General features: G+C 66.8%; 10 protein-coding genes. 6 read left to right on the top strand and 4 right to left on the bottom strand.

All coding sequences use genetic code 11. The features are described from left to right. Positions 1 to 72: 72 nt before the first annotated feature. The 4 genes from QO207_RS15530 to wecB are packed head-to-tail and all read right to left on the bottom strand — an operon-like array spanning position 73 to position 7,452. Entirely contained in the window at positions 73 to 948 is an 876-nt protein-coding gene (locus QO207_RS15530) for a DUF4434 family protein (RefSeq protein ID WP_301533265.1), read from the bottom strand. Continuing rightward, the gene (locus tag QO207_RS15525) at positions 948 to 4,130 is read right to left on the bottom strand and encodes a phage receptor (RefSeq protein ID WP_301533264.1); all 3,183 of its coding nucleotides are present in this window, start codon (positions 4,128 to 4,130) and stop codon (positions 948 to 950) included. Before QO207_RS15525 ends, QO207_RS15530 begins: the two co-directional genes overlap by 1 nt. Beyond that, entirely contained in the window at positions 4,127 to 6,301 is a 2,175-nt protein-coding gene (nrfB, locus tag QO207_RS15520) for a cyclic di-3',5'-guanylate-activated glycosyltransferase NrfB (RefSeq protein ID WP_301533263.1), read from the bottom strand. Before nrfB ends, QO207_RS15525 begins: the two co-directional genes overlap by 4 nt. Next, on the bottom strand, positions 6,298 to 7,452 hold the full coding sequence (gene wecB / locus QO207_RS15515) for a non-hydrolyzing UDP-N-acetylglucosamine 2-epimerase (protein ID WP_301533262.1): 1,155 nt from the start codon (positions 7,450 to 7,452) through the stop codon (positions 6,298 to 6,300). The genes nrfB and wecB overlap by 4 nt, the downstream gene beginning before the upstream one ends. 254 nt (positions 7,453 to 7,706) lie before the next feature. On the opposite strand from wecB, the gene QO207_RS15510 reads away from it, so the two are divergent. The 6 genes from QO207_RS15510 to QO207_RS15485 all read left to right on the top strand — a co-directional run bounded on the left by QO207_RS15510 (position 7,707) and on the right by QO207_RS15485 (position 16,050). Further along, positions 7,707 to 8,558 (top strand): LysR family transcriptional regulator, encoded by an 852-nt coding sequence (locus tag QO207_RS15510; RefSeq protein WP_301533261.1) that lies wholly within the window; start codon positions 7,707 to 7,709, stop codon positions 8,556 to 8,558. A gap of 968 nt (positions 8,559 to 9,526) precedes the next feature. Next, positions 9,527 to 10,594 (top strand): putative 2-aminoethylphosphonate ABC transporter ATP-binding protein, encoded by a 1,068-nt coding sequence (locus QO207_RS15505; protein WP_301533260.1) that lies wholly within the window; start codon positions 9,527 to 9,529, stop codon positions 10,592 to 10,594. Between the two features lies 1 nt (position 10,595). Beyond that, a complete protein-coding gene (locus QO207_RS15500; RefSeq protein ID WP_301533259.1) occupies positions 10,596 to 12,311 on the top strand; it encodes a putative 2-aminoethylphosphonate ABC transporter permease subunit in 1,716 nt (571 codons plus the stop codon). Positions 12,312 to 12,406: 95 nt separating this feature from the next. Further along, entirely contained in the window at positions 12,407 to 13,432 is a 1,026-nt protein-coding gene (locus tag QO207_RS15495) for a putative 2-aminoethylphosphonate ABC transporter substrate-binding protein (protein ID WP_037012373.1), read from the top strand. Between the two features lie 302 nt (positions 13,433 to 13,734). Continuing rightward, positions 13,735 to 14,865: a TIGR03364 family FAD-dependent oxidoreductase gene (locus QO207_RS15490; RefSeq protein ID WP_301533258.1), complete on the top strand. Its 1,131-nt coding sequence runs from the start codon at positions 13,735 to 13,737 to the stop codon at positions 14,863 to 14,865. A gap of 162 nt (positions 14,866 to 15,027) precedes the next feature. Continuing rightward, on the top strand, positions 15,028 to 16,050 hold the full coding sequence (locus QO207_RS15485) for a transporter (protein WP_301533257.1): 1,023 nt from the start codon (positions 15,028 to 15,030) through the stop codon (positions 16,048 to 16,050). Positions 16,051 to 16,559 lie beyond the last annotated feature (509 nt).

Genomic DNA, 16,559 nt, shown 5'->3' with positions numbered 1-16,559 from the left:
CGAGTGTGGGTTCGCTCGCGCGAGAATAGCCGAACTGCCGGCGCCTCGCGCAAGCGCGCGAGGGCAGGTATTTCAGGGCGTTGCGGCGGCGCCCGGATGGGCCCGCTGGTTGTCCAGCAGGGCCTTGCCCCAGGGCCGGTAACGGACTTCGAACACCGCACTGGCGTGGCAGCCGGTGGAGGTGGTCGTGGGGGCGGCGGGCTCGGCCTTGAACGGCTGGCCGGCGGCGCTGGTCTGGCGGAAGGCTTCGCGGACTATTCCGACCGGGCAGGGCAGGGCGTTGGCATAGGCTTCGCGCACCCGTACGGGCAGTGCGCCGGTGCCGGCGCCATCCTGCCACCAGACCTGCACGCCGAGCCCGGCGATTTCGCCCAGCCAGTCGCCGTACACCTGCGGCGCCAGCTTGCCGCCGGCGAAGGCGCTCAGTTGCAGCGGCTCGCCGAGCTGGCCGGCGAAGTCCTTGAGCTGGCGCTGCAGGGCCAGGCGGCGTTCGCCGGCCTGGAAGTGCCAGTCGTCCAGTTCCATCGGCAGGTACCAGGCGCTGACCGGCAGCTTCCATTGCTCGCGCAGCAGGCGCTGTTGCGCCAGCGAACGGCCCAGCTGGTGCTGCCAGTAGCTTTCCAGACCGGGGGTATCCAGCTCGCTCTGGCGCTGGTAATAGGCCGGGTCCATGTACAGGCCGAGCACCAGTTGCAGACCGCTGTCATGGGCGCTCTGCAGCGAGCGCTGTAACCAGCCGCCGGGGCCGCCGAAGCTGGAGTCGCCATAGGCGGTCCATTGCACGATGAGGGTCTTCGCGCCCTGGGCCACGCTGGCGCGCCAGATCTGCTGCCACTGTGCTTGGCTGAGCGCGGCGTCGACGTTCAGTGGTTGGTAGAACAGGCGCTCGTCGGCCTGGGCGGTGAGGCTGGAGAGGAGCAGCGCGAGGGTGATCAGCAGGCGGCGCATCAGAAGTTCACCTCCAGTCCCAGCAGCCAGCCATTGGCCTGTTCATAGAGGTTGCCGGCCATGCCGAGCTGGTACTCGGTGCGCACGGTGACGTGGGCGCGGTAGGCGTTGTAGCGGTCCTCGCCGTACCAGTACTGCCAGCGCAGGCCGACGCCGCTGCGCAGGTCCTGGCGCCAGTCGTTGCTCGGGTCCTGTGCGGAGAACTCGGCAAAACCGTAGGGCATGATGGTCTGCGGCGAGTCCACCGGCAGCTTCCAGGTGTGGCCCTGCTGGTAGCGCGAGACCCACTGGTGGTCGCCGGCGTGGGTCCACCAGGCGAAGTCGGTATAGAGGAAGCGCTCGTCCCAGTTGCTTTCGTCGACGCGCCAGTCGTTGCGGTACTCGCCCTGGTCGAGGAAGGAGGCGGTGGCGCGCAGCAGGAAGTCGGTGGAGGTCTGGCCGTACTTGTCGCGCTGGCGCACGTAGCGCTCGAACTTCTCCGGGGTGCCGATCTCGTGCAGGCGGATGCCGTCGAAGGCGTAGTCGGAGTCGCCGTCGTCCTTCACCGTGTTCTGCTTGTACAGCTCGCTGTAGAGATTGAGGTTGTAGTCGCCGAAGGGCTTGTAGCGCAGGCCGAAACCGGCGGCGAGGGTCTGGGTGTATTGCTTGCGGCCTTCGTTGCCGGCAATCGCCCGGCCGTAGACCGACAGGCTGCTGCCATTGCGGGTCGGTTCCTCGCCCAGGGCGTGGTCCCAGATGAAGGTCTGCAGGTTCTGCGACTGGGCGCGGCGGCGGTTGCCGGTCTGGTTGTCGCCGTTGAGGATCGGCACCGAGGTGACGCCGGCCGGCGACCAGGTGCTGGCGATGGTCAGGTTGTCACGCTGGGACAGCGTCTGGTGCGCGCGGCGCTGGCGGTAGCGGCGCGCTTCGAGGCTGCCGTATTCGTCGTCGGCGGCGACCGGCTGCTGTTCCAGGTCGATCACCCGGCGCAGCTCGCGGCGGGTGGCGAAGCTGTCGCCGGTCTCGTCGTAGCGCCAGGCCAGGGTCTCGCCGAGGCGGAAGTCCTCCGGGTAGTCGCGGGTGGCGCGCTCCAGGTAGGGGATCGAGGTACGGCGCTCTTCCGGGGTGTCGGTGCCGGCCAGGCGCATGCCGTAGTCGGCGCGGAAACGCGGATTGTTCGGTTCGCGGCGCACCGCTTCGGCCAGCCACAGCTTGCTCTGCTGCTTATCGCCGGCCTTCTGTGCGCTGGCGGCGGCGTTGTAGTAGTGCTGGCCGTTGGGCTGGTGCTGCAGCGCTTCGCGGTGCCGCGCAAGGGCTTCGGAATAATCGCCACGGGCATCGGCGATGTTGGCGCCCAAAGCCCAGTCATCTGCACTGCCTTTCTTCGCCTGCTGCCAGTAGCGCTCGGCGGCGGCGTTGTCGTTGCTGACCAGGGCGGCGCGGCTGGCGGTCAGGCGGGCGTTGTCGTTGAGCTCGCTGGCCGGCAGGGCGTTGAAGATGTGCAAGGCACCGGCGGAGTCCCCGGCGGCCTCCATGGCATAGGCCAGCGGCAGCTGGCTGTCCTTGTCGCCGTGGGCGATGGCGGCCTGGTAATAGACCACCGCCTCGCCGGGGCGCGCGGGCATGGCGCAGCGGCCGAGGGCGCGCAGCTCGCCGGGGGTGTTGGAGTCCGGGCTGAGGTAGCGTTGCAGGGCGTCGCAACGGCCAGCTTCGGCCAGCCGGCCGAGCAGGTAGCCGCGCGAGACTGGATCAGCCTTGGGCAGCAGGGCTTCGATGCGCGCCACGTCCAGCGGGGTGTCGTTGCGCGCGTGGATGCCGGCGAGGCGGCGCAGCAGCGTCGGCGGCAGGTTGCCGCCACGGCGGTCGTAGGCGTTCTCCAGCAGTTGCCGGGCGTGCTCGCTGTGCCCGGAGGAGAGGGCCAGGAAGCTAGCCTGGTCGAGCGCCTTGAGGTCGCCGGTCTGGCGGTAGCGCTGTTCCCAGAGCCTGGCGGCTTCACCGGTGTTGCCGCGCGCCTGCAGCAGCTCGGCGCGCTGGCGCAGGGTGTCGGCGTTCTGCGGCTGGCGCGCCAGCCAGGCCAGCGCCAGGTCGGTGCGGCCCTGGCGGCGCCAGGCGTCCACCAGTTGATCGCGGCGGGCGCTGTCCCAGGGCTCGGCCAGCCGGGTGTTTTCCAGCAGGTCGGTGGCATTCAGGCGCTGGGCGAGGACCAGCCAGGCCTTCGGGTCTTCCTCGGGTTTGCACTGGCGCAGCTTCTGCAACGCCGTTGGCTGGTCGTGGTGCGACAGCCACTCGGTGGTTTCCAGGCAGGGGCGGTTCTGCGCATCGCTGAGCTTTTCCACCAGGGCGGTATCGTTGCCAGCGCGGGCGACTTCCAGCAGTTGCGCCTGGCGCTTGGGGGCCTGGCGGTCCTGCTCGGGCAGGCTGAGCAACCAGCGCTTGGCCACCTCGGTCTGCTGCACGGCGATGGCGCGGTCGATGATCGCCAGCCGCGCCTGCCGCTCGACATTGGCGTCGGGAGCCTGCTGCAGCAACTGCTCCAGCGGCTTTTCCTCCAGGCGCTGGGCGTAGGCGTTGGCCAGTCGCCGCCAGTCCTCGGCGGCCAACTGGTGGGCGGCGGCCAGCGGCGCCAGCTGGGCGATGGTGGTGTCCCAGTCACGCAACTGCTCGGCCCAGTTGGCGCGGGCTTCGCGCAGGACGCGGCCGTCGCCAGCGGGCGGCACGGTGCTCAGCCACTCCAGGGCCTTGGCGGCGCCCTGGGTCTGGCCGAGCCGCAGGCTGTAGGCTTGCCACAGGCGTACGCGCTCGTTGGCGTCGGCATGGGCCAGCCACTGGTTGACCTGGGCTGCGGGCGGTGGGCCGTTCTCGATCAGGTCCAGGCGCAGCTCGGTCAACGCGCGGGCACCGGCCTCGGTGCCGGCCAGGGCCTGGGCTTCCTTCTCGGCGTCGTCGTAGCGTTGCTGCTTGGCCAGCGCCTGCACCAGCAGACCGCGGGCCTCGGTGTTGTTCGGCACGCGGTCGAGTAGGTGGCGCATCAGGCGCTCGACCTCCGCCCAGTTGTTCTTCTTGGCTTCCTTGTAGCCCTTGTCGAGGAAGGGGAAGCTGCGGAAGCGCTGGAACTCGCTGAGCTGGTCGTCGGCGGCATGCGCCAGTGGAGTGGCGATGCTCGCCAGGATCAGGCCGTAGAGCAGGGGTTGTTGCAGTTTCACGCGGCCTCCCGGGCGATGCGATAGGCCTCATGCTGTTCGCTGGCCTGTTCCTTCAGGGCTTCGTCGAGGACCTGCTGGGTGATCATGCCGCGTTTGATCAGGTGTTCGCCGAGCGAGTCCTGCTCGGGGTCGAAGTCGATCAGCGCCTGGTTGAACAGGCTCGGCGGCACCATGCCGCGCACCTGCAGCAGGGTGCCGAACAGCACCAGGTGGCTGCACACGGCTTCCATCAGCGCCTCGTCGCCCTGGTGCTGCTTGAGCACGTCGAGGATGGTGCGGGTTTCCTCGCTCTGGTGGCGGCCGCCATACCAGTAGCGCAGGCCGAGGGTGACTCGACCCTGCGGCGCCAGCTGGCTGCGCACCGGGCGTTTGAGGTGGCGGCTGATGGCGCCGAGGGAAACCTGGCTGAACTGCTGTTCGCCGGCCAGTACCAGGGTGTCGCCTTCAATGGCTACCGGCAGCACGGCGTAGCGCAGGGCGAGCTTGCGTGGCAGCGCCTCGATGAGTTTCGGGTCGAGAGTGAAGGGGTTGAGCGGTGCCCATTTTTCCCCCAGTTCCTCGGCGAGGGTGGAGACCAGCTGGGTGCTGTTGATCAGCCCGCGCAGCAGCAGCTCGCGGCCCAGGCGCCGGCGCACCGGGCTGGTCAGCGCCGATTGCAGCTGCTCCTCGTTGATCAGCCCCTGCTCGATCAGGCGCTGGCCCAGCGGCGCGCGCTGCGGGCCGGCGAGGGCGGGGAATTCGTGGGTGGTCTTGTCCCAGGCCACGCGGCGCGAGTCGCCCATCTCCATCACCTGCTTGAGCGCGCGCAGGTTGGCGAAGAAGTTGACGAAGTTGCTCCACATCATCCGCGGCGCCGACAGCAGGCCCTCGAAGACGCCGTAGAAGCGGGTGACGAACCAGAAGCGCTGGAACAGCCGGTTGAGCAGCATCAGGCCGTTGAGGAACAGCAGCACCACCAGCAGCTGGCTGCCTTCGAGGATCGACGGGAAGCGCCAGGCGTTGGGTGACAGGGTGGTGATCAGCCACATGGTGATCAGCACCAGGAACAGCAGGTTGACCAGGAAGCTCAGCAGGTAGGCGATCAGCCCCCGGCGGTCACGCCAGAGGAAGTAGTTGAGCATTGTCTTGCTGCTCCAGCCCAGGTTGCGCGTGCCCTGGAAGACGATTCCGGTGATCCACCGGGACTTCTGCCGGATGGCGTGCTGCCAGGTGCGCGGGAAGTGTTCGCGCACGCAGATGACCTGGGAGAAGCGCCGGTCCATGCCCAGCACCCACTCGCTCTTCAGCGCCAGCTGCGGGTCGGTGATGGAATAGCGGGCGAAGATGCACTTCATGCCCTTCTGCTTGAGGCGGAAACCGATGTCGTAGTCCTCGGTGAGGCTCTGCACGTCGAAGGCGATGCCGTCGCCGTCTTCCAGCAGTGCGGCGATGGCGCGGCGGCTGAAGCAGGTGCCGACGCCGGCGCTGGGCACCTGGCCGGTCAGCGCTTCGCGCACCGGTACGTCCTTGCCGTGGTTCTCGGCAAATTCGTCGACGTAGTGGCCGGCGGTGAAGCCGGTCCATTCCGGGGCGTAGGGGTAGACCGGAATCTGGATCAGGTCCTTGGCCGGCAGCAGGTAGTTGAACAGGCGCAGCTCCAGCGGCGAGATCACGTCCTCGGCGTCGTGCAGGATGAAGCCGGCGAACTCGACCCGGGCGTCAGCCTCGAAGCGCAGGATGGCGTCGATGATGTTGTTCAGGCAGTCGGCCTTGCTGGTGGGGCCGGGGCGCGCGCAGACCACCTTGTGCACGTTGGGGTAGTGCAGGCACACGGCGTCCACGTCGGCTTGGGTCTGCGGATCGTTGGGGTAGGTGCCGACGAAGATCTGGTAGTTCTCGTAGTCCAGGGTGGACGCCGCCAGGCGCGCCATCTCGCCGACCACGCCGACCTCGTTCCAGGCCGGGACCATGATCGCCAGCGGCTTCTCGGCGGCGGCGAAGAGGCGTTCCTCGTCGGCGCGGTCGAAGCGGTTGTAGATGCGGAAGCGCCGGACCAGCACGCGGCCCCAGTACACCAGGTCGATGAACAGGTCATCCAGGCCGAGCAGGAACATCAGCGCGGCGAGGATGATCGCCAGGTACTTCAGGGCATAGAGGACGTAGGTGACGATATCGATCAGTTCGAGGCTCATTCGAACTCGCTTGGTGTGCGTGATTCACCGAACCAGGACAGCAGCCGGGCGACGATCTTCTCGCTGGCGTGGCCGTCGCCGTAGGGGCTGAATACCCGGCTCATCTGTTCGTAGACTTCCTCGTCGCGCAGCAGGTGGCTGGCTTCGCTGACGATGCGCCCGGTGTTGGTGCCCACCAGCACCACGGTGCCGCCTTCCAGCACGGCGGGGCGCTCGGTGACGCGGCGCAGCACCAGCAGCGGTTTGCCCAGCGCCGGGGCTTCCTCCTGGATGCCGCCCGAATCGGTGAGGATGAGGTAGGCGCGGTCCATCAGCCAGACGAAGTGCTGGTAGTCCTGCGGGGCGATCAGGTGGATGTTCGGCTTGTCCGAGAGCAGACCGTAGACGGCGTTCTGCACCTGCGGGTTGAGGTGCACCGGGTAGACGAAGTCCACCTCCGGGAAGCGCTGGGCCAGCTCGGCCAGGGCCTGGCAGATGCGCTCGAAGCCCTTGCCGAAGTTCTCCCGGCGGTGGCCGGTGATCAGCACCAGGCGGCGCTCGCCGGTGAATGTCGCCAGCGGCGAGTCGGCGGCGGGTTTCCAGCCGGTCTCGTGCAGGTGCTCGCGCATCCACAGCAGGGCGTCGATCACCGTGTTGCCGGTGACCTCGATCTGGTCGATGTTCACCCCTTCGCGCAGCAGGTTGTCGCGCGAGGCCTTGGTCGGCGGGAAGTGCAGGTCGGCGATCACCGCGGTCAGGCGGCGGTTGGCTTCCTCCGGCCAGGGTTGGTGGATGTTGCCGGTGCGCAGCCCGGCCTCGACATGGCCCACCGGAATCTGCCGGTTGAAGGCGGTGAGGGCGGCGATGAAGCTGGTGGTGGTGTCGCCATGGACCAGCACGATGTCCGGGCGGTGGCGATCGTAGCTGTCGTCCAGCTTGCCCATCATCTGCAGGGACAGGCTGTTCAGCGTCTGGCCCTGGGTCATGACGTCGAGGTCTTCGTCGACCTCCAGTTCGAAGGAGTTCAGCACTTGCTGTAGCATCTCGCGATGCTGGCCGGTGGAGCAGATGCGCAGCTCGATTTCCGGCGTGCGGCGCAGGACCCGAGCCAGGGGTGCCATCTTGATGGCCTCCGGGCGGGTTCCGAAGACCATGGTCACCTTGTATTTCATCAATAGCTCCTTGGGCGTGCCCTTGTCAGACCGCCTTCGGTTTTTGGTGTGCGATTTTTCTAGGGCAATGAAAGTCGCTCAAGATCGGGCTGTCCAGCGCGAACCGGTGATGCCAGTGATACAGGTCAGATACATTGACCTTTTTTCGGGTTTCGTCGCTTCGCTGCAGGCCCCGTCGTCAGCGGGCTGGCGCCGAATTTCCGGCAGCGTACAGAAAAAGTATTGGCAGATTTTTCGAGAGGCCGGTCACGCAAATGCTCAGTGCAGAACTGAAAGCGTTTTATCGAGTTGCAAAACTCGGCAGCATCACTCAGGCGGCGAAGAAGCTCGGCCTCAGCCAGCCGACCGTCACCACCCAGATACGCAACCTGGAAAGCCAGTACGCGGTGGAGCTGTTCTATCGCGGCGGCCGCCGCCTGACCCTGAGCGACGAGGGCACGCGCCTGCTGCCGATGGTCGAGGCGCTGCTGCAGCAGGAAGCCGACATCGAGTTCTACCTGCGCAACTGCGGGCAGATGCAGGGCGCGCTGCGTATTGGTGCCACCTCTCCTTATTACGTGCTCGGGCTGATCAAGACCTTCCGCGAGCGCTTCCCGCAGATCGAGGTGTCGGTGGAGATCGGCAACTCCCAGCAGGTGCTCGAGTCGCTGATCGAATGCCGGGTCGACCTGGCCGCGTCCTCGCAGCAGGTGGACGACGCGCGCCTGACCCGCGTGGTGCTGGGCAGCGATCCGCTGGTGCTGGCGGTACACCGCAGCCACCCGCTGGCGGCGCTGCATTCGGTCAACCTCGCTGATCTGCGCCAGCACTGCCTGCTGATGCGCGAGGCGGGCTCCACCACCCGCCAGCTGACCGAGACGATGCTGCAGCAGGCCGGCGTGGTGCCGGCCTCGATGCTGGAGATCGGCAGCCGTGAGTCGATCCGCGAGGCGGTGATCCGCAACCTCGGGGTGAGCATCATTGCCCGCCAGGAGGTGCCGGATAATCCGCAGTTGTGCGTGCTGGAGATCAAGGGCGCGAGCCTGATCGACGAGTACCTGTATTGCCTGAAGGATCGGCGGCAGGCGCGGTTGCCGAGTGCGTTTCTGGCGTTGGCGCAGGCGTAGAGATCGCTCTCTGTAGGAGCGAGCTTGCTCGCGAACCGCCCAACACCGAACTTCCCCTGTAGGAGCGGGCCCTGCCCGCGATCCGTCGGCAGGGCCGACGCTTGCCTTGGCTTCTGTGTTGATTCTGTATTGCTGCTTTGACTTGTGTGTTTCCGCGTCGCTTCGGCGTGTGCGCGGACTTTGTGTTTCGCCCCCTCGGGCGAGTCCCTTTTGTCAAACGCCACAAAAGGAACCAAAAAGTCTTGCCCCGGACATCCGGTTTTTCGCTTAGGCGAAAAATACCCTCGTTGAAGCGAAGTTTCAGGGGCACGCCGCGAAGGGCCATCCCTGGCCCATCGCGGCTCTCGCGGCATTCATGCCGCTCAACCCCTGAAACTCCGCTTCAACGAGGCCTCCTGAACGGGGCGGTCGGAGTGTGCGGATCGTTCTCTGGAAGCCTTGCGGAGCCAGAGCCAGAGCCAGAGCCAGAGCCAGAGCCAGAGCCAGAGCCAGAGCGGCGCGGAGTGGCTCTTCGTAGGAGCGAGCTTGCTCGCGATCGGAGTCCCCATCCCCACCGAAATCACGGCGAAGCACGACCGTAGGATGGCGTGGAGCGAAGCGATACCCATCAATTCCCGGGCGCCGTCAGCATGGGTATCGCTGCGCTCCACGCCATCCTACAAAGTGTTCACCGGCAAGGACGGCAGGGTGCCGGGCAAGGTGGCAGCTCGTAGGGCGCATAACGCGCCAGCGTTATCCGCCGTCGAGGCCGCGGCGGATAACCCGTTCCGGGTTATGCGCCCTACGTCTGACCGCTCTACACCGCCACTTCCAAAATTTTTTCGCCCCCATACCAAAATCTGCCTATGGATCTATCGGCGCACTTGGCCCTTTAGCAATAGTGCCGTCGCAATCCGTCCCTAGCATGGACCTCGTTCCTTCACGCCACGGCTCACGCGGCGTGGACCACAAGAAAACGAGGTACCGCCATGCATCCCACCGTCGCCGGCACGCCGCTCAGCGTGCGCCACATCCGCAAGCGCTTCGGCCAGTTCGTCGCCCTCGACGGCGTGTCGCTGGACGTCAAGGCCGGTGAGCTGGTCTGCCTGCTCGGCCCCTCCGGTTGTGGCAAGACCACCCTGCTGCGCTGCATCGCCGGGCTGGAGCAGCAGGACGAAGGCACCTTGCACCTGGGCCAGCGCGATGTGTCGAACCTGCCACCGCAGGCGCGGGACTACGGCATCCTGTTCCAGTCCTACGCGCTGTTCCCCAACCTCACGGTCGAGCAGAACATCTCCTACGGCCTGAGCCGCACCACAAAGAATGCATCCAAGGACGACGCGCGTCGCCGCGTCGCCGAGATGCTCGAACTGGTCGGCCTCACCGGCAGCGAGAAGAAGTACCCCGGCCAGCTTTCCGGCGGCCAGCAGCAGCGCGTCGCCATGGCCCGCGCGCTGGCGCCGAGCCCGTCGCTGCTGCTGCTCGACGAGCCGATGTCGGCGCTCGACGCTCGCGTTCGCGAACACCTGTGCGGCGAGCTGCGCCAGCTGCAGAAGAGCCTGGGCATCACCACCGTGATGGTCACCCACAACCAGGACGAGGCCATGCTGATGGCCGACCGCATCGCGGTGATGAACCACGGGCGCATCGAGCAGTACGGCACCGCCCAGGAGATCTACAGCAGCCCGAGCACGCCCTTCGTCGCCGAGTTCGTCGGCCAGGGCAACTGGCTGCCGTTCGAGCGCGGCAGCGATGGCCATGCCCGCGTCGGCAGCCTCAACCTGCGCCTGCACAGCCAGGCGCCGAGCGCCTCGGGCCGGTTGTTCTGCCGCCCGGAGGCGATCAGCGTGAACCCCGCCGTGCACCAGGAGAACCTGTTCCGCGCGCAGATCCGCGAGATCACCTTCCTCGGCAACCGCTGCCGCATGAGCTTCGAGCTGGAGCAACTGCCGGGTCACGCGCTGCTCGCCGAGCTGGCGCCCGAAGACATGCCACGCCTGGGCACCCCGGACATCTGGGTGTCGCTGCCGCCCCGCAGCCTGCAGGTGTTCGCCTGAGATGGAAGCCGTGGTGAAGCACAGCCCGGCATTCACTGCCGGCAAGATTCGCGGCGATCTGGGTGATCGCCTGTTCGTCCGCGGCGGCAAGTACCTGCTGCTGCTCCTGCTCACCCTCGCGGTGCTGATGCCGCTGCTGGCCATCTTCTGGCGTGGCTTCAGCGGCGAAGCAGGGCAGGGCGGTGGCCTGGCGGCCATGGGCGAGCTGCTGCGCAGCGACAACTTCCACTGGCTGCTGGGCAACAGCCTGAAGGTCTCGGTCAGCGTGGCGTGCATCGTCGTGCCGGCGGCCTACCTGTTCGCCTACGCGCTGCAACGCACGCTGATCCCGGCCAAGGGCCTGTGGCGCGGGATTTCCCTGCTGCCGCTGCTGGCGCCGTCGATGCTGCCGGGCATCGCGCTGATCTACCTGTTCGGCAACCAGGGCCTGCTGCGCCACCTGCTGCCGGACAACATCTATGGCTTCTGGGGCATTGTCCTCGGCGAGGCTATCTACACCTTCCCCCACGCGCTGATGATCCTGCTGTCGGCGCTGTCGCTGGCCGATGCGCGCCTGTTCGATGCCGCCTCCAGCATGGGCGCCGGGCCCTGGAAGGCCTTCCGCAGCATCACCTGGCCGGCCTCGCGGCAGGGCGTGTTTGCCGCCTTCTGCCTGGTGTTCACCCTGACCATCACCGACTTCGGCGTGCCGGTCGTGGTGGGCGGCGACTATCAGGTGCTGGCGCTGGAAGCCTACAAGGCGGTGGTCGGCCAGCAGCAATTCGGACGGGGCGCGCAGATCGGCATGATCCTGCTGCTGCCGGCGCTGCTCAGCTTCGCCGTCGACACCTGGCTGCGCCGCCGCCAGGGCGACGCCATGAGCGGCCGCGCGCAGGTCTACCATCCCAAGCCGTCGCGTCGCCGCGACGCTGCCTTCCTCACCATCGTCGTACTGATCAGCGCGGTGTTGCTGGGCGTGCTGGGCATGGCCGTGTACTCCTCGCTGGTGAAGTTCTGGCCGTACAACCTGTCGCTGTCGCTGAACCACTACGACTTCAACACCACCGCCGGCGGCGGCTGGCTGGCCTACCGCAACAGCCTGACCATGGCTGCGTGCACCGCGATCATCGGCAGCGCGCTGATCTTCACCGGCGCCTACCTGATCGAGAAGACCCGCGAGCAGCGCTGGCTGAGCCAACTGCTGCGCATGCTGTGCTTCGTGCCGATGGCCGTGCCGGGCCTCGTGCTGGGTCTGGGCTACGTGTTCTTCTTCAACCTGCCGGGTAACCCGCTGCATGTGTTCTACGGCAGCATGGCGCTGCTGGTGGTGTGCACCATCGCCCACTACCTGACCACCGCGCAGATGACCGCCACCGCCGCGCTGCGCCAACTCGACGGCGAGTTCGAGGCCGCCGCGCTGTCGCTGAAGATGCCGCTGTGGCGCCACTACCTGCGCGTCACCGTACCGATCTGCCTGCCGGCGCTGCTGGACATCACCCGCTACCTGTTCGTCTCGGCGATGACCACGGTGTCGGCGGCGATCTTCCTCTACAACCCGGACACCATCCTCGCCGCTGTCGCCGTGCTGAACATGGACGACTCCGGCAACGTCGGCGGCGCTGCTGCCATGTCGACCCTGATCCTGCTCACTTCCGCGGCCGTGTCGCTGCTGCTGGCCGGCGCCTCGCGCGGCCTGCTGCGCCGCTCGCAGGCCTGGAGGACGGGCGCGAACCCGTAACACCGCTGGACGCTGTCGCCCGGCACTCCTGCGCCGGGCTCTACCCCTGACAAACCCGCCCCGAGCGGGAGACCAACACTGCCAAGGAGCTCCACATGTTCAAACGTCTTGCCCTCGCCGCCGCCGTGGTTGCCGGTTTCGCTGCACAGGTCCACGCCGCCGACACCGAGCTGACCGTCTACACCGCTCTGGAACCGGAACAGCTGACCGCCTACAAGCAGGCCTTCGAAGCCGAGAACCCGGACATCAAGATCAAGTGGGTGCGCGACTCCACCGGCATCGTCACCGCCAAGCTGCTGGCCGAGAAGGATCGCCCGCAGGCCGACGCCGTCTGGGGCCTGGCGGCTTCCAGCCTGGCCATCCTCGACCAGCAGGGCATGCTGGAGAAGTACGCGCCCAAGCACCTGGACGCCATCGGCAAGAACTACCGCGACCCGGCCAACCCGCCGGCGTGGGTTGGCATGGACGTCTGGGCCGCCACCATCTGCTTCAACACCGTCGAGGCCGAGAAGCTGGGCCTGGAGAAGCCGGTGAGCTGGCAGGACCTGACCAAGCCGGAATACAAGGGCAAGATCGTCATGCCGAACCCGGCTTCCTCGGGCACCGGCTTCCTCGACGTCTCCGCCTGGCTGCAGACCTTCGGCGAGAAGCAGGGCTGGGCCTACATGGATGCGCTGCACGAGAACATCGGCCAGTACGTCCACTCCGGTTCCAAGCCGTGCAAGCTGGCCGCCGCCGGCGAGTTCCCGATCGGCATCTCCTTCGAGTACCCGGCCGTGCAGCTCAAGCGCCAGGGCGCGCCGCTGGACATCGTCCTGCCGAAGGAAGGCCTGGGCTGGGAAATCGAAGCCACCGGCATCGTCAAGGGCACCCAGCATGAAGCCGCGGCGAAGAAACTCGCCGACTTCTCCGCCAGCCCGAAAGCCATGGAGCTGTACAAGGAAAACTTCGCCGTGCTGGCCCAGCCGGGCATCGCCAAGCCGCAGACCGAACTGCCGGCCGACTACGAACAGCGCCTGATCAAGAACGACTTCGCCTGGGCCTCGAAGAACCGCGACGAGATCCTCGCCGAGTGGCGCAAGCGCTACGACGGCAAATCGGAAAAGGTCGCGCAGAAGTAAGGTTCGACTGAGGTTCGGCACTGGCGGCTCCCTCTCCCCAACCCTCTCCCTGAAGGGAGAGGGGGCTGTCCGGTGTGTTGGTTCAAGGTGGGTGCAGTCCTGAAGCCCAGGAGGGCAGTATGGTGCAGGGGCTGAAGGCGTACCCGCTCCACTGGAGGCTGCCTCGGACTGACATTGGCATCCACGCGATGCACTGAAGTAGCAGGATTAACACTGAATTCTTCTCGGCAGAGGAGGGTTCCCTCTCCCTTCAGGGAGAGGGCTAGGGAGAGGGGCTCTTCTGCGTGCAAGGAACCAGACCCATGACCCAGACCCACTGCGACGTCGCCATCGTCGGCGCCGGCATCCTCGGCCTTTCCCACGCCTACGCCGCCGCCCGCCGCGGCCTGTCCGTGCGCGTCTTCGAGCGTACCGCCACGCCCCTGGGCGCCTCGGTGCGCAACTTCGGCCAAGCGCTGGTCACCGGCCAGCCGCCGGGCGTGATGTCGGACCTGGCCCGTGCCAGCCGGCCGATCTGGGCGCAATGGGCGGAACGCGCCGGGTTCTCGTTGCGGCGCAATGGCTCGCTGCTGTTCGCCCGCACCGAAGCCGAAGAGCACCTGCTGGAGGCCTTCTGCGCCGGCCGCGCCAAAGAGCTGGACTACCGCGTCGGCCTGCTGCGCGGTAGCGAACTGATCGATCTCTACCAGGGCCACTTCCGCCACCACCGCGCGGCACTGCTGGGCTTCGACGACCAGCAACTGTATTCCCGCGAGGCGCTGTCAAGCCTGATCGACTACCTGCGCCGCGAGCACGACGTGCAGTTCCACTTCTCCACCCTGGTGCGTGACGTCGACACCGGCGTGCTGCGCACCACGGCAGGCACCTTCACCGCCGGGCAGGTGATCGTCTGCTCCGGCCACGACTACCAGACGCTGCTGGCCGAGGTCATCGCACCGCTTGAGCCGCAGGTTTGCCGCCTGCAGATGCTGCGTGCCCGTCCGCAGGTCGACTTCGGCCTCGCCCATTCGATCCTCACCGGTCTGAGCTGCGTGCATTACGGCGCCTTCTCCGACCTGCCCGAGGCCGAGGCGGTGCGCGAGCAGATCCGCCGCGAGACGCCGGAGCTGGAAGAGCAGGGCATCCACCTGCTGGTCAGCCCGACGCCCCATGGCGAGCTGATCATCGGTGACTCCCACCATTACGGCAGCGACGCCGCGCCGTTCAACGCCGAGTTCGTCGACCGGCTGATGCTGCAGCTGGCCGAGGACACCCTGGGCATGCGCGTGGAAGTGGTCGAGCGCTGGCAGGGCGTCTACGGCTCGCGCGGGCCGGGTCCGTTCTCGGTGTTGCAGGCCGCCGACGGCATCACCGCCGTGCTGATGCACACCGGTGTGGGCATGAGCATCGGCCCGGCGCTGGGCGAGCGCACTGTCGCGGCCCTGTTCGGTTGAAACGTGGCTGTCATCTGACTTTCATGGGTGTCTGGTAACACCAAGGGGCGGGCGCAATCTGCTCTTCGTAGGAGCGAGCTTGCTCGCGAACAGTCCGTGCCGTGCGGGTTCGCCAGCAAGCTCGCTCCTACACGCACATCCCACCTGCGTGCACGGAGTCCCATGAACCACAGCATCGTCCAGAACCATCAGGATTCCGACCTGTTCGGCCTGCTTTATGGCTTCAGCTTTCGCCCCGGCCAACCCGGCCTGGAAATCGATTCACCGACCGCCCTGCAGCGCCTGCAGGAGCCGCGCGCGAAGGACGAATTCCTCTGGCTGCACCTGAACCTGGCGCACGCGGCCTGCGAGCGCTGGATGAAGTCGCACCTGGAACTGCCCGACTACTTCTTCGAGACCCTGCGCGAAGGCTCGCGCTCCACCCGCATCGAGCATGTGGATGGTGCGCTGCTCGCGGTGGTCAACGACGTGGTGTTCGACTTCAGCAGCCGCATGTCCTCGGACGTCGCCACCCTCTGGGTCTGCGCCCGCGGCCGTCTGCTGATCACCGCCCGCGCGCAGCCACTGCGTTCGGTGGACACGCTGCGCTCCTCGGTGAAGCACGGCGAGCGCTTCAACTCACCGCTGGAGCTGCTGATCCACCTGCTGCGCGATCAGGGCGAAATCCTCACCCATATCGTCCGCGAGACCAGCATCAGCGTCGACCGCATCGAGGACCAGCTGCTGTCCTCGCGCCTCTCCGCCAGCCGCGCCGACCTCGGCGGCATGCGCCGTGTGCTGGTACGCCTGCAACGCCTGCTGGCGTTGGAACCGGGTTCGCTGATGCGCCTGCTCAACCGCCCGCCGGTGTGGCTGACCGAGGACGACGTGCGCGTGCTGCGCGAGGCCACCGAGGAATTCTCCCTGGTGATCAACGACCTCACCGCGCTGGGTGAGCGCATCAAGCTGCTGCAGGAAGAGATCGCGGCGAAGATCAATGAACAGAGCAACCGCACGCTGTTCGCCCTCACCGTGGTCACGGTGCTGGCGCTGCCGATCAACATCATCGCCGGCTTCTTCGGCATGAACGTCGGTGGGATTCCGTTCTCCAACGATCCGGAGGGGTTCTGGATTCTGGTGGTGCTGGTGGCGAGCTTTACCGGGCTGGTGGGGCGTTGGGCGTTTCGTAAGCGGGATGATTATTGAGCGGGGCTTGTCCGTCGGGCTTTCGCGATGCCCTTGCTTCTGATTGGGTGATTCTGCGCCGCACCGGCGTGCGCGCGGACTTCTTGTTTCGCCCCCTCGGGCGACCTACTTTGCCAAACGACGCAAAGTAGGCAAAGGTCTTGCCCCTCCATCCGGTTTTTCGCCTAGGCGAAAAATACCCTCGTTGAATCGAAGTTTCAGGGGCACGCCGCGAAGGGCCATCCCTGGCCCATCGCGGCTCTCGCGACATCCATGTCGCTCAACCCCTGAAACTCCGATTCAACGAGGCCTCCTGAAAGGGGCCATTCGGAGTGCTCGGGCGTTTCTCTGGAAATCGTTCATAGCCAGAGCCAGTGGTGTGCAGCGCACTTGCTCTTCGTAGGAGCGAGCTTGCTCGCGAACCACACTCTGCCGCTGTCGCAGGAATCCCTCTTCGTAGGATGGGTGGAGCTTGCGATACCCATGCTGCCGGTGCGCCGGACCCGACGGGTATCGCTGCGCTCCACGCC

Origin of the sequence: Pseudomonas sp. CAN1 (assembly GCF_030462585.1) — a bacterium.
In the GTDB taxonomy this organism is placed as follows: Bacteria; Pseudomonadota; Gammaproteobacteria; order Pseudomonadales; family Pseudomonadaceae; genus Pseudomonas.
This window is presented reverse-complemented; position numbering and strand designations above follow the sequence as displayed.

Excerpts from the sequence above, each read along its gene's own strand:
- QO207_RS15510 (WP_301533261.1), top strand. The coding sequence starts at position 7,707 with ATGCTCAGTGCAGAACTGAAAGCGTTTTATCGAGTTGCAAAACTCGGC.
- QO207_RS15490 (WP_301533258.1), top strand. The coding sequence starts at position 13,735 with ATGACCCAGACCCACTGCGACGTCGCCATCGTCGGCGCCGGCATCCTC.
- QO207_RS15495 (WP_037012373.1), top strand. The coding sequence starts at position 12,407 with ATGTTCAAACGTCTTGCCCTCGCCGCCGCCGTGGTTGCCGGTTTCGCT.
- QO207_RS15505 (WP_301533260.1), top strand. The coding sequence starts at position 9,527 with ATGCATCCCACCGTCGCCGGCACGCCGCTCAGCGTGCGCCACATCCGC.
- QO207_RS15530 (WP_301533265.1), bottom strand. The coding sequence starts at position 948 with ATGCGCCGCCTGCTGATCACCCTCGCGCTGCTCCTCTCCAGCCTCACC.
- QO207_RS15485 (WP_301533257.1), top strand. The coding sequence starts at position 15,028 with ATGAACCACAGCATCGTCCAGAACCATCAGGATTCCGACCTGTTCGGC.
- nrfB (WP_301533263.1), bottom strand. The coding sequence starts at position 6,301 with ATGAGCCTCGAACTGATCGATATCGTCACCTACGTCCTCTATGCCCTG.
- QO207_RS15500 (WP_301533259.1), top strand. The coding sequence starts at position 10,596 with ATGGAAGCCGTGGTGAAGCACAGCCCGGCATTCACTGCCGGCAAGATT.
- wecB (WP_301533262.1), bottom strand. The coding sequence starts at position 7,452 with ATGAAATACAAGGTGACCATGGTCTTCGGAACCCGCCCGGAGGCCATC.